Below are 13600 nucleotides of genomic sequence, written 5' to 3' on the forward strand. Positions count from 1 at the left end.
TCAATTCTACTTGACGCTGACAATGATGCAACTTGTAAATATTTATTATATGATTCATGGGATGAATCTAATAAAGAAGAGCATTTCACAAATTTACTGATAAAAAGTGATTTAGAAAATGATCGTGCGGTAAATTTAGCTGTTTCTTTAAATGATAAAGTAATCGGTGTATTTCATGCATGGTTTACAGAAATGAAACAAATGATTGAAGTGGGATTTAGTTTTTCAAAAGAATTTGATGGTAAAGGATATGCCACAGAATCGTTATTCGCCATGCTTGAATATTTATTTAAAAACTATGAGGTGCATAGAATTCAAGCAGTCTGTGATGATAGAAATATTGCTTCTGAGAAATTATGTTTACGAGTAGGCATGAGAAAAGAGGCCCATTTCATCAAAGATTATTGGAGTAGAGGCGAATGGACAAGTAGCTTCGTTTTCGGCATGGTAAAATCGGAAATGCCTGCAGAGTAAGGAAAATAATGTTTTTTTCACAAAGTTGAAGCGTGTCCCGTTCAAATATCAATTTAATGATTATTCCTATCACAATTAACGAAAGTACTTTTTTCACAATAACGCCATGTTTTGCTTGCATATACCCTTACATGGTGGTATTATTTGGGCAAGGTAAGAAATAGATTACCTGCAAATTTAAACATATAAGAACAGGCGGTAGGTTCGAAAGGATTTATGCAGCCGGGCTACAATAGTAGCAGCAAAACATGAACTATACATTTATAGGGCATACTTGTGAGACAGTTAAACACTGTCCATGAGTATGCCCTTTTTCTTTACCCAGAAAAGGAGTGAATCTGATGAAAAGACCGCAATGCCAACCATAATCCAGAATTCTCAACAATTTAGCTCATCTCAAAATTTCATTTATAGAAAAGGAGTACTACCATGAAAGACTATATTTTACACAACCGCCAAGGACAATTTGTTGTCATTGGGACGATCTTTTTACTACTAGGTTTCGCAACAGCAAACTTTAACGGCGGCCTGTCTACCGGAGCTTACTATATTTCAATGTTCTTCCTGGGTTTTTATGCCGCTAAAAATGCGGTGGTTGAAACGATCAACGAAAAGTCACCAAATGTTGACCTGCTGATGATCTTGGCGGCAGTTGGTGCAGCCTTAATCCAATACGAATCTGAAGGGGCGGCGCTTCTATTTGTTTTCGCGGTTGCTGAAGTCTTGGAAGATTATGCGACCAATAAATCTACCGCTGCTATTTCTGAATTGATGTCTCAAGTCCCAGAAAAGGCTAAAGTGCTACAAGCCAATGGGGAAGTGGTCGAAGTCTTAACCGATGACTTGCAAAAAGAGGACGTCGTTGTCGTGGCACGTGGGGAACAAATTCCTATCGACGGTTACGTTGACCGACATGTGCTAGTCAACGAATCTGCCTTGACGGGTGAATCTATCCCTGTCAGCAAAGATATTGATGAAGAAGTATTCGCCGGTACCATCAATGAAGGCAATGCCTTCCATATCCGTGTCAGCAAATTAGCCAGCGAAACAGTTTTCTCAAATATCATTCGTATGGTGGAAGAGGCCCAAAATCGTCCGTCTAAAATTTCAAAATTTATCGACCGTATCGAAAGTAAATACGTGATTTCAGTCTTGATTGCGGTGCCGATTTTCATCTTCATCTTGATGCAATTCCAAGGCTACAGCTTCGACGTTGCCTTCTATCGTGGCATGGTGCTGCTTACTGTAGCGAGTCCGTGTGCCTTGGTGGCTAGTGCGACGCCTGCGACACTTGCGGCGATTTCTAATGCAGCGAAAAATGGGATTCTCTTCAAGGGTGGGGCAGCCATGGAAGCCTTGTCTACCATGGATACCTTGTATACCGACAAAACGGGTACCCTTACCTATGGCGATTTCCAAGTCGTTAGCTACCAAGTCGATGATGATTTACTCAAAGAAGTTGTCTACATGGAACAACAATCCAGTCATCCAATCGGTGGCGCGATTGTCCAAGCCTTCAAAGATATCGATTTGACCCGTGTTGATCACAGTGAAGCCGTTGAGGAAATTGCGGGTAAAGGTGTGAAAAAAGGGGCCATTACAGTCGGCAAACCTTCTGCTTTTGACACCTACACAGACCCTCAAAATTTCAGAAGCCTTTTACATGCGGCGAATACCACGGTTTTTGTGGGGAACGACCACGAGATTCTTGGCTATATTTCGCTGGCTGACCAAGTGCGACCACAATCTGCATACGCCATCAAAGCCTTCCAAAACGACGGCGTGGATGTGGTGCTCTTGACTGGCGATAATGAGGCGGTGGCTAAGGAAGTTGCGAGCGAATTGCATATTGACCACTACAAAGCGGGTATGTTGCCTGAGGACAAGATTGCTTTCGTGCTTGAGAGCCAAGATAAGGACCAAGTGGCGGGCATGATTGGGGACGGGATTAACGATGCGCCGGCCTTGGCTAATGCGGATATTGGGATTGCGATGGGTTCTGGTGCGTCAGTGGCCATGGAATCTTCAGATATTGTAATCGTGAAGAATAATCTGGCAAAATTGTACTTCTCATATGAACTCAGCAAAAAGTTAAATCAATTGATTCTACAAAATGTGATTTTCGCCGTGGGAGTGATTATCACGCTGGTTTTATTGAACCTTTTCGGTGTTCTAGGCTTGCCGTTAGCGGTTTTATGCCACGAAGGGTCTACGATTTTGGTTATTCTGAATGGTTTACGTTTGTTGCGCTATAAAGATGCCAATATTGTAAATTCCGAAGAATCTGTCAAAGTAGCGCAAGCGGAATTGAATTAAGGTGCATCGTTTCGTGCCGGGATTTTGGGTGACCTGTGCTAAAATTAAACTACTATTCAGCAAATTGGAGGCTATACAATGTCCGTACTATCAACGATTCTCATCACTTTGGTTGCCCTTGAATTCTTCTATATCATGTATCTGGAAACTTTCGCGACCACATCAGCCGCAACTCAGCGCGTCTTCAAGATGAGCGAAGCCGAGCTCAAAGGCAAGTCGCTCAACACCTTGTTCAAAAATCAAGGTATCTACAACGGTTTGATCGGCGTTGGCTTGCTATATGCAGCCTATTTTTCTAGCGCCCCAACCGAAATCAGCCGTCTGCTCCTGATTTACATCATTCTCGTTGCTATTTATGGCGGTCTGACTAGTGATAAAAAGATCATCCTAACCCAAGGCGGATTAGCCATTATCGCGCTGATCACCACCTTCTTCTAGTAGTCCTCAACTCGCCAACCACTAGTGGCCTTGGTATTCAAAAGCATCCTCATTGAGAGGGTGCTTTTTGATTTTCGCCAAAACAGATGGCATCAGTTTGTGTTAGTGGATTTGGATTTTTGGGTGCTATAATGGGCATTATCAAGATTTGAGGAGGATCGCATGTATATTGAAAAATTAAAGTACTTTATTGACCTCTATGAATGTGGCAATTTTACGGAAACAGCGCGGAAAAACTTTATTTCCCAAGCATCTGTTAGCCAATATATTACGGCTTTGGAAAATGAGTTTCAGACCAGTTTATTTAACCGGCATGTAACGCCAATTCAACCGACAGAACAAGGTAAGTATTTTTATGAACAGGCACAGATTTTACTGCACCAGTATCAGAATATGCAGCAAAAAATGGCTGATTTCTCGACGAATACTTTACCCACGTTAAAATTGGCCTATACTTCATATGAAGATTTGAGCCAACTCATTTCCTTTATGTCCTATCTGAAAGAAAAGGAATCTCCGCTACGGTTTGAACTGGTTAAAATCTCTTGTAAAGACGTGGATTATTTTGTGCAAAATGAAGTCTGTGACATGGCTTTATCGTTTTTAGATGAATTCCAATCTAAGGATTTATCAACTTTTACGATTACGAAAGGACAGTACCAAGCGGTTGTGCCAAAAGGACACCCCTTATTCGAAAACGAAGTGATTGCTTTATCAGACTTATATGAATATCCTTTGGTCTTATTGAGTGAAGAACGTATGGGACCAAACACATTTGCTCTAATGCAAGAACGGTCACAAAGGGATGGCTATAAAGCGCAAATAGCTAAAACGATTGAAGATTTTGAATCTGCATTTTTCTATGTGATTGCTGAAAACTTGATTGGCTTTGTGACAGAAGAATATGACATGAGTCGCTACGGTGATCAATTAAAGAAAATCCCATTAGCAAGTTCCAATCATACCTATGAAATTGTGTTGGGTTACCGGACCGATACCCAAAATCCTGCTATTCATTACTTTATCCAAGAATTAACCAGCTATCACAAAATCTAATAGGTCATTTGATTTCTTAATTATACAAGTGAAGTATTTCACAATATAATTAACTTGTAAATCAGAAAGCGAGGTAATTCAAATGACAAAAGTATTATTAACAGGTGTTGACGGCAATTTAGGTGGCTACGCAGCAGATTTCTTATTGAACTTAACTGAGCAAGCAAATATCGTACTGGGTGGTTATAGCGAACCAGCATTAGCAAAATATACGGATCGAGGTATTGAAACCCGCCAAATGAATTTCAATCATGCCGAAGGTTTGGCAGAAAAATTTGCCGGTATTGATACTGTGGCTTTGATTTCCATGCCATTCGTTGGTGCAAAACGTCAAGCTGCCCACCGAAATGTTGTGGATGCGGCGAAGGCAGCAGGTATAAAGAAAATCATCTATACGTCTTTAGTTAATGCTGCTGACCCTACCAATCCATCCGTTGAAAAGATTGATCATGCCTATACAGAAGCATACATCGAAGCATCAGGACTAGATTACATCTTCCTACGCAATTCACAATACGCAGAAGCTATGATCACTAACTACTTTACCTTTGTACATATGAATGCGCCTTTATCTAATAGTCAAGGTGATGGGAAAATGGCATACATCTCTAGAAAAGACTGTGCCAAAGCTGTCGCACATGCACTAGTTGCTGACGACATCCACCATTCTATCCAAAACATCAACGGCCCTGAATTGTTAACCATGGCTGAATTCGTCGAAATTGGTAACCAAGTAACAGGAAACAACATCACATACAAAGCCATTACTGATGAAGAAAACTATGCCATTTTTGACGCAATGGGTGTACCTCGTACAACTGAAGGGGAATTCAAGAAAGATTCAGAAGCCCCATATTCATCAGATGGGATGGTAACCTTCGCCCAAGCCATTCGTGAAGGCAAGATGGATACCTTCACCGACGACTTTGAAAAACTAACAGGCGACAAAGCATTAACTGTTCGTTACATGTTTGAACATAGCGACGACTTCCAAGTAGGCGAACGCCACTCAGAAGATCACTAGTACTTTTAACGAAGAGACAAGGACAATTGGTCCTTGTCTCTTTTCGTTAGATTGTGTATTTTTAAATCGATATAAGCAAAATCTGGATACTTGAAGGGGCTGTGTGAACTTTTATGAGAAAAAATGGTTCACAAAACGGCTTGTGTGATTCGTCTTCAAAAAAGAGGTTCACACAGCCCTCTGTGTGACGCAAAATTGCTCATTTTGAACACTTCAGGGCCCTGAAGTGTTCAAATAGCGGTTATTTAATATCCAATAAATACAATCCTCACCAAGCCGGACAAATTGCGCTTCCGAAGCACAGCTCAAAACATCAAAATGAAAAGAGGGCCGAGCCCTCTTTTTTCATCATAGAAAAGGCTCAGCAGCCGCGTTTCTTCCATACAAAAAACGAAACGCCGCGCTATTTAACTCCCCTCCAACCACCAACAAAAAAAGCCAAGGCTGTGAGTACAAAACCCACCAGACCTTGGCTTGCATAATGCCGTTTAATTAGGCATTACGGTATTTTTTCATATAAAGTAATTGCAATAGGATACCCAAGATTGCCATACCGATAACGATCACGAAGGCTGTTGAGTAAGTACCTGTTGCGTCTAGGATCAATGAACCGATTGTTGGTCCGAAGACTGCGGCCACACCGTAAGCTGTAAACATCCAACCGTAGTTAGTTCCGGCATTCTTCACGCCCCAGTTTTCTGCGGTAATACCTGGGAATGAACCTAGGAAACCACCGAACGAAAGGCCAACCATCATCAAGCCAGCTGTACCAGCAAGGGCACCTAGGCTAGGGCTAGAAATTGCTAGGAATAGACCAAGGGCAACAACGACGAACATTGCCACAACGGTTTGGTAACGACCAATTTTATCAGAAACGCTACCCCAGAAGATACGACCGAATGTATTGGCAATCGAAACTGCCATAACGATTGTTACAGGATCACCTAAAGCGTAGTTGGTTGCGATTGATGCACCAGATGAAATGATCATCATACCACCAGTAGCCCCAAGCGTATACACTGCCCATAGAATCCAGAACTTCGGCTCGCGCATCATTTCCTTGTAAGTCTTACCTTCCGCAACTGCGGCCGCACCAGTAGCTTCAACAGCCGGCGCTTTACGCATAAATGTAGAAGCCAAGCAGATAACGATTAACAAGATTACACCCAAAATTTTGAATACAGTGTAAATATCGTAGTTGGTTAACATTGAACGTACAACGGGTGCGAAAATTAGTGGACCAAGTCCAAAACCAGCAGCAGTTAAACCACCAGCCAAACCTTTTTTATCAGGGAACCATTTGGCCGCAACAGAAGTTGACGCACCGTAAGCAGCACCAATACCTAAACCTAGGATTAAACCGTAAGTGATGTACAACATGAAAACTGAATTTACGAATCCAGTTAGGAACATACCTACACCGAATAGAATCCCACCAATAAAGACGAAACGACGAGGGCCAAGCTCATCCAATTTTGGACCGAAGATAATCATACCCAGTGGCACCATAGCGAATGAAATAGAATATGCAATAGCAGTTTGTGTTTGTGCCCAATCAGGGTTTGCTTCTAGCAAGGCCGCTTGGAATACCGACCAGGCATAGCCTGCACCTAAACATAAGTTGGTCACCACTGCCGCGAGCAAGATGACCCAACGATTTACTTTTTTCTCCATTAATATATACCTCACAAAAAAATTTATTCTATGTATCTGCTAGATGATCAAGTTGCCCAACAAACGGACCTCCTTTCGCATCAATTTTTGACGACCTAGCAATATCACGAATAAAGCATACCGGTTTACTGAAACCGTTTACAACCATGAGAAACTTATCGTTTAATAAGTTCACTTTATGCTGAATCCGAGAAATAGCCCAAAAGCCCCATATTGTACGTTTTTTGTTCTTGTGGCAAAAAGGAAAAAGCGGGTCAAGCTGACGAATTTTCGATTAAAAAGACAAAATTTCGGCTAATTGGCCGACCAAAGAGATACAAAAAAACACGGATTGTACTCAAAATGCAGAAAACTTGTCTAATAATAGGGCGCTTTTATCGGTTTTTCAAGCCATGCTAGAGATTGAACAAATCCCAAAAATATAAACATGTGATAAAAAGCAGAGTTTTCATTTTTTACGGTCATTTACGCGAAAAGATTCGCTCAAAACCTTGAAATATAAATAATAAAGAGTATATTTTAATATAGGGTTTTATCCCTAATTTGGACAATTTCAGGCAAATAAGCGTTTGCGAATAATTGTGCAAAGTTGTATACAATTGAATAAAAGGAGGAAGAAAGATGGATATTGTAACCTTAGCCCGGTTTCAATTTGGAATGACAACAATCTTTCACTTCTTTTTCGTGCCATTCTCTATCGGTACAGCCTTAGCTGTAGCCATTATGGAGACTACATACGTGGTAACGAAGAATGAAGCATATAAGAAAATGGCTAAATTTTGGGGGAATATTTTCCTACTAAGTTTTGCTGTTGGTGTTGTTACAGGTATTATTCAAGAATTCCAATTTGGGATGAACTGGTCTGACTATTCACGCTTTGTTGGTGACATCTTCGGTGCACCGTTAGCGATTGAAGCCTTGTTAGCGTTCTTCATGGAATCAACATTCCTAGGTTTATGGATGTTTACTTGGAATAAAGTAAGCCCTAAATTGCATGCGGTATTTTTCTGGTTAGTATTTTTAGGTTCCATGTTCTCTGCATTCTGGATTTTGGCAGCCAATGCCTTTATGCAACATCCAGTTGGTTACGAAATTGTCGATGGCCACGCAGTCATGAACGATTTCAGCGCTTTAGTCACAAACCCACAATTGTGGTATGAGTTCACACACGTTATCGCAGCTGCAATTACCATGGGTGGTATTGTTGTTGCCGGACTATCTGCATACCGTTTGATCAAAACAAACAAAGACTTCGATTTCTTCAAGAAATCAATGAAACTTGGTTTGGTGATTTCATTAGTAGGTTCCATCGCCGTTATGGGTGCTGGTGACTTCCAAATGAAGGCCTTAGTTGAAGATCAAAAAATGAAATTCGCGGCAATGGAAGGTATCTATGAAGATACAACTGACCCTGCGCCATGGACTTTAATTGCATGGGCCGATGAACAAGAAGGAAAACGTATTTTCGGAATTGAAATTCCATATATGTTATCAATCTTGTCTTATAACTCACTTGAAGGTTCTGTACAAGGTATGGACTCTATTCAAGAAGAAATGGTGGCAGAATATGGTGAGGATAACTACTATCCACCAGTAAACTTATTATTCTGGTCTTTCCGTATCATGGCAGGTTTCGGTACCCTAATGTTAGGTGTATCTGTACTTGGTTTATGGTTGTCACGTGAAAAAAATCCATTGCTATTTAAACACAAATGGATGTTATGGATTGTTGCACTAACAACAGTAACGCCATTTATAGCCAACTCAGCGGGTTGGATTATCACTGAAATGGGTCGTCAACCTTGGACTGTTTATGGTTTGTTTAAAACAGAAGACTCTATTTCACCAAACGTAACAGTTGCTTCTTTATTAACATCAAATATCGTTTACTTCATCTTATTTGCAGGCTTGGGTGCTGTAATGGTTTACCTAGTCCTACGTGAAATGGACAAAGGTCCTAACTACATCGAAGAACATGCAATCGAAGATGATAATGTAGACCCATTTGCGAAGGAGGCTTTTGAATAATGTCTGATTTACAGTTATTTTGGTTTATCTTAATCGGCGTTTTATTCGCAGGCTTCTTCTTCCTTGAAGGTTTCGACTTCGGGGTAGGTATGGCTGTTCAAACCATTACCAATAACGAAGAAGAAAAAGATCAAATCGTAGAAACCATCGGACCTGTTTGGGACGGTAACGAAGTGTGGTTAATCACTGCTGGTGGTGCCATGTTCGCATCATTCCCAATGTGGTATGCAACCTTATTCTCAGGTTACTACTTATTACTATTATTAGTCTTAGTCGGTTTAATCATTCGTGGGGTATCATTTGAGTTCCGTGAAAAAATGCCAGCTGACAAGAAGAACATCTGGAACTGGACTTTAACAATCGGTTCATTCATGGTGCCATTCTTCTTTGGTGTTATCTTTGTCTCAATGATTCAAGGGATGCCATTAGACGCTGAAGGTAACATTTTCGCTAGCTTTACTGACTACATCAATGTCTTTTCTATTGTAGGTGGTATCGCAGTCGTATTACTTTCATTCTTACACGGTATGAACTACATTTCCTTGAAGACAACTGGCCCAATTCGCTACCGTGCGAAAAACTACGCTATGTTTGCTTACTGGGTGTTATATGTTGGTTTAATCCTATTCGCAATTTTACTATTCTTCCAAACAAACTTCTTTGAAACACATCCTGTGTCAACAATTAGCTTGTTAGTTGTAATGGTTGTATTGACTGTTGTTGCCCACTACGGTGTCGCAACCAACAAAGAAATGCTTGCATTCTTGGCAAGTGGGTTTACCTTAATTGCCTTAGTTGCTTTGATTTTCTCAGGCATCTTCCCATACGTCATGATTTCTTCTGGTGATCCTGCCAACTCTATGTTGATTGCAGAAGCATCATCAAGTCCATATACTTTGTCATTAATGACAAAATTGTCACTAGGTCTATTACCATTCGTATTGGCTTACTTTAGCTACTCATACTGGGTATTCCGTAAACGTATTAAACATACAGATGTTGAAGGCGCAACGGAGGGTTATTAATGCTTGATAAGGAACTTTTTAAGCTTCCAGGCATCAAGCAAATCATGATATTGCTTGCAGGACTTGCGTTCCTGCAAGCTCTATTTATAAATATACAAGCTTGGTCCCTAGTGAAGGCAATTTCAGGTCTATGGCATGGCCAAAGTCTGGATGCGCAAATTCCCTGGATCATTACTTTTTTCATCGTTTTCGTATTGAAACAAGTGGTCCAATACTACCGAGATCAAAAATTAGATACCTTTGCCTATGACCGGTCACAAGAAATCCGTGAAGCATTATTAGAAAAAGTCTTCAGATTAGGACCGCAAGTCGTGCAAAAATATGGTACCGGTAACGTTACAACCATGACCCTTGATGGGATTAATCAGGTTGAAAACTACTTAAAACTAATTCTGGCCAAAGTCGTGAATATGATGATTGTGCCATGGATTATCTTACTAGTACTCCTTTACCTAGACCTATCATCAGGTCTTATTTTATTTTCAATCTATCCATTGATCATTCTCTTTATGATCATTCTTGGATTTGCAGCCCAAGCCAAAGCTGACCGTCAATATGCCTCATATCAATTGTTATCTAACCATTTCATTGATTCCTTGCGTGGTATTGACACCTTAAAACTATTCGGTATGAGTAAAATCTACGGAAATAGTATTTTTAAAACCAGCGAACGCTTCCGTAGAGCAACCGTGGATACCTTGAAAATTGCCATTTTATCAACCTTCGCCTTAGACTTCTTCACCACCTTGTCGATTGCCATCGTGGCAGTTTTACTAGGGGTTCGCCTAATCAACGGTGAAGCAGAACTATTCCCAGCCTTGACCGTATTAACCTTGGCGCCGGACTACTTCTTGCCTATCCGTGATTTCGCTAGCGATTATCACGCGACTTTAGACGGTAAGAACGCCATGACGGCCATCATGACCATCTTAAATCAAGATGAACTGGAAGAAGGGCAAACGCCGATTCAAAACTGGAACGAGACCAGCAGTCTATATTTAGACCAAGTCGACTTCAGTTACGACGTTGAAGAAGAAAAATTGGCGCTGAACCAAGTCAATATCGCAGCGACTGGCTTCCAAAAAATCGGTTTGATTGGGATGTCAGGTTCAGGGAAATCAACCCTGATCAACATGTTGAGTGGTTTTACCAAACCCGACCAAGGCAGTATCACTGTTGACGGGCAAACGGTTGACCACCTCTTCCAAAGCGATTGGCAAGAACAAATTATCTATATTCCGCAATCGCCATATATTTTCCAATTATCCTTGCGTGATAATATTCGTTTTTATGCGAAAAACGCTAGCGACGCTCAAGTGCAAGAAGCTGTGGTTGTGGTAGGTCTAGAAGATCTGGTTAGCCAACTACCCGACGGATTGGATACCATCCTCGGTGATGGGGGACGGTCATTAAGTGGGGGCCAGGCCCAACGTATCGCTTTGGCGCGTGCGTTCTTGGACAAATCACGACGGATTCTCTTGTTTGATGAGCCGACCGCCCATTTGGACATTGAAACCGAAATTGAGCTGAAAGAACGGATGTTACCATTAATGGAAGATCGTCTTGTGATTTTCGCTACCCACCGGATGCATTGGATGGAAAATATGGACCAAATTTATGTGATGGACCAAGGGCAAATCGTAGCGTCAGGTACTTTAGATGACTTGATTGCCGACACTAATGGGCCATTTATGACATTAGCACAAGGAATGCGGGGTGATTTGCATGCCTAATATCAAAATATTAGAAGTTTTCAAAAATGATACTTGGGTGAAGCCTTTTTTTACCAAGTATAAGACAACCCTATTCTGGGCCTTGTTCTTAGGCTTCATGACCCTTTTCTCTGCAACAGCCTTGATGTTTGTGTCGGGTTATTTGATTAGTCGCTCAGCATCAAATCCCTATAATATCTTGGAAGTCTATGTGCCAGTAGTGCTGACACGTGCCTTTGGGATTGCGAGACCTTCATTCAATTATGCAGAACGATTAGTGAGTCACAACTGGGTCTTGAAAATGACATCCCGCTTACGATTAAAACTGTATGAAGTGATGGAATCAGATGCCATTTTCTTCAAACGCCATTACCGTACAGGGGATATCCTAGGGCTATTGGCAGAAGATATTAACTATATTCAAAACTTGTACTTACGAACAATCTTCCCAACGATTATTGCTTGGCTGTTATATGCCTTTGTCATCATTGGTTTGGGTTTCTTCTCTTGGACCTTTGCCTTAGTCATGCTCTTTTTATTAGGGGTTGAAGTTGTGGTAGTGCCATACTGGTCTGTTGTCATTAATGGGGCACGAAGAGAACGCCAGAAAGCCATCCGTAACGATTTATACAATCGCCTAACGGATAATATTCTAGGTGTTTCTGACTGGATTTTCAGTCGTCAAGGTGCGGAATACGTGACCTTACATGAGGAAACCGAGAAGGAATGGCGCCAGGTCAATGAAAAGATGAATGCGGAAAACCGCAAACGTGATTTTATCGTGCAAGTGCTCTTCGGTGTGATTGCAGTGCTGACACTAATCTGGGCTAGCCAACGATTTGTAGGTGTTGAAGGTGATGATGCCAACTGGATTGCAGCCTTTGTCTTGGCTGTTTTCCCACTAGCAGATGCCTTCACACCATTATCTGATGCTGCTGAAGAAACCAATACCTATGGCGATTCTATCGTCCGTTTGAATAGCTTGGAAAGTAAACCACAAGTAACACCAACAGACCAGGTCTTAGAAGGGCCAATAACGATTGACATCAAGGACCTAACTTATACCTATGATGCGGCAGCAGGACCCGTCCTAGACCACTTAAATTTAACCTTTAAAGCCGGCGAGAAAATAGCTGTACTTGGTCGAAGTGGCTCAGGTAAGTCAACCCTACTGAATCTTTTACGCGGGGATTTAAGCCCTCAATCTGGAGCCATTGAAATGAATGGCATTCCAGTGACACAATTTGGCGATGATATTGCCAAATACATTGGTGTGTTACAACAAACGCCATATCTTTTCCATACGAGTATTTTGAACAATTTACATATTGGTAACCAAGATGCTACGGAAGAGGAAGCCTGGGACGCCTTAGAACGCGTTGGATTAAAGGATTTAGTAGCGGCCCTACCGGAAGGATTAGAAACCATGATTGACGAAGCCGGCTTGCGTTTTTCCGGTGGTGAACGCCATCGTTTAGCACTGGCGCGATTGATTTTGCAAGATGCACCAATTATTTTGCTGGATGAGCCAACTGTTGGACTAGACCCAATCACGGAACAAGCCTTGATTCAAACTTTCTTCTCGACTTTATCCGACAAGACCATCATTTGGGTAACCCACCATTTACAAGGTGTCCAAATGGCTGACCGTGTGATTTTTATTGAAGACGGTCACTTGACCATGTCAGGTAATCCAGAAGCATTAGCGGCAACCAATGATCATTATCAAAAACTGATGACCATCGATGCAGGAGCCTTTTTGGATCGATAATTTATAAAATCCTTTCAGTGTACGTTCCTTATGAGCCGTGGCACCCTCTGGAGCCAAGGTCTCCAGACTTGAAATTGAGCCA

Annotated in this window: 10 protein-coding genes and 1 riboswitch; of the genes, 9 read left to right on the plus strand and 1 reads right to left on the minus strand. The window is 41.4% G+C overall.

Translation table 11 applies throughout. The features are described from left to right. The 5 genes from EF384_RS02765 to EF384_RS02785 all read left to right on the plus strand — a co-directional run. Nucleotides 1-474 (plus strand): GNAT family N-acetyltransferase (locus EF384_RS02765; RefSeq protein ID WP_148076696.1); only part of this gene is annotated, 474 nt, incomplete at its 5' end. A gap of 177 nt (nt 475-651) precedes the next feature. Beyond that, a riboswitch (NiCo riboswitch) is annotated at nt 652-748 on the plus strand. A gap of 155 nt (nt 749-903) precedes the next feature. Further along, a complete protein-coding gene (locus EF384_RS02770) occupies nt 904-2790 on the plus strand; it encodes a heavy metal translocating P-type ATPase (RefSeq protein ID WP_123779469.1) in 1887 nt (628 codons plus the stop codon). Between the two features lie 78 nt (nt 2791-2868). Beyond that, nucleotides 2869-3228, plus strand: coding sequence for a DUF1304 domain-containing protein (locus EF384_RS02775; protein ID WP_123779470.1), 360 nt, complete (start codon nt 2869-2871; stop codon nt 3226-3228). A 162-nt stretch (nt 3229-3390) separates the two neighbouring features. Next, nucleotides 3391-4284: a LysR family transcriptional regulator gene (locus tag EF384_RS02780; RefSeq protein WP_123779471.1), complete on the plus strand. Its 894-nt coding sequence runs from the start codon at nt 3391-3393 to the stop codon at nt 4282-4284. Nucleotides 4285-4366: 82 nt separating this feature from the next. Next, nucleotides 4367-5308 (plus strand): NmrA family NAD(P)-binding protein, encoded by a 942-nt coding sequence (locus tag EF384_RS02785; protein WP_123779472.1) that lies wholly within the window; start codon nt 4367-4369, stop codon nt 5306-5308. A gap of 492 nt (nt 5309-5800) precedes the next feature. On the opposite strand, the gene EF384_RS02790 is transcribed toward EF384_RS02785, so the two are convergent. Further along, nucleotides 5801-6982 carry an L-lactate MFS transporter gene (locus EF384_RS02790; RefSeq protein ID WP_123779473.1) on the minus strand — a complete coding sequence of 394 codons (1182 nt, stop codon included), beginning with the start codon at nt 6980-6982 and terminating at the stop codon, nt 5801-5803. Nucleotides 6983-7603: 621 nt separating this feature from the next. On the opposite strand from EF384_RS02790, the gene EF384_RS02795 reads away from it, so the two are divergent. From EF384_RS02795 to cydC, 4 genes are read left to right on the plus strand one after another with little or no spacing between them, the layout of a single operon-like run. Then, a complete protein-coding gene (locus tag EF384_RS02795; RefSeq protein WP_123779474.1) occupies nt 7604-9010 on the plus strand; it encodes a cytochrome ubiquinol oxidase subunit I in 1407 nt (468 codons plus the stop codon). Further along, nucleotides 9010-10035 carry a cytochrome d ubiquinol oxidase subunit II gene (gene cydB, locus EF384_RS02800; protein WP_123779475.1) on the plus strand — a complete coding sequence of 342 codons (1026 nt, stop codon included), beginning with the start codon at nt 9010-9012 and terminating at the stop codon, nt 10033-10035. The genes EF384_RS02795 and cydB overlap by 1 nt, the downstream gene beginning before the upstream one ends. Next, a complete protein-coding gene (gene cydD / locus EF384_RS02805; protein ID WP_123779476.1) occupies nt 10035-11768 on the plus strand; it encodes a thiol reductant ABC exporter subunit CydD in 1734 nt (577 codons plus the stop codon). The genes cydB and cydD overlap by 1 nt, the downstream gene beginning before the upstream one ends. Beyond that, on the plus strand, nt 11761-13518 hold the full coding sequence (gene cydC / locus EF384_RS02810; RefSeq protein WP_123779477.1) for a thiol reductant ABC exporter subunit CydC: 1758 nt from the start codon (nt 11761-11763) through the stop codon (nt 13516-13518). Before cydD ends, cydC begins: the two co-directional genes overlap by 8 nt. Nucleotides 13519-13600 lie beyond the last annotated feature (82 nt).

Source organism: Aerococcus agrisoli, assembly GCF_003797145.1.
Classification (GTDB): Bacteria; Bacillota; Bacilli; order Lactobacillales; family Aerococcaceae; genus Aerococcus; species Aerococcus agrisoli.

Bases quoted from the DNA above. Each gene is read 5' to 3' on its own strand.
- EF384_RS02770 (WP_123779469.1), top strand. From the start codon at position 904: ATGAAAGACTATATTTTACACAACCGCCAAGGACAATTTGTTGTCATT.
- EF384_RS02775 (WP_123779470.1), top strand. From the start codon at position 2,869: ATGTCCGTACTATCAACGATTCTCATCACTTTGGTTGCCCTTGAATTC.
- EF384_RS02780 (WP_123779471.1), top strand. From the start codon at position 3,391: ATGTATATTGAAAAATTAAAGTACTTTATTGACCTCTATGAATGTGGC.
- EF384_RS02785 (WP_123779472.1), top strand. From the start codon at position 4,367: ATGACAAAAGTATTATTAACAGGTGTTGACGGCAATTTAGGTGGCTAC.
- EF384_RS02790 (WP_123779473.1), bottom strand. From the start codon at position 6,982: ATGGAGAAAAAAGTAAATCGTTGGGTCATCTTGCTCGCGGCAGTGGTG.
- EF384_RS02795 (WP_123779474.1), top strand. From the start codon at position 7,604: ATGGATATTGTAACCTTAGCCCGGTTTCAATTTGGAATGACAACAATC.
- cydB (WP_123779475.1), top strand. From the start codon at position 9,010: ATGTCTGATTTACAGTTATTTTGGTTTATCTTAATCGGCGTTTTATTC.
- cydD (WP_123779476.1), top strand. From the start codon at position 10,035: ATGCTTGATAAGGAACTTTTTAAGCTTCCAGGCATCAAGCAAATCATG.
- cydC (WP_123779477.1), top strand. From the start codon at position 11,761: ATGCCTAATATCAAAATATTAGAAGTTTTCAAAAATGATACTTGGGTG.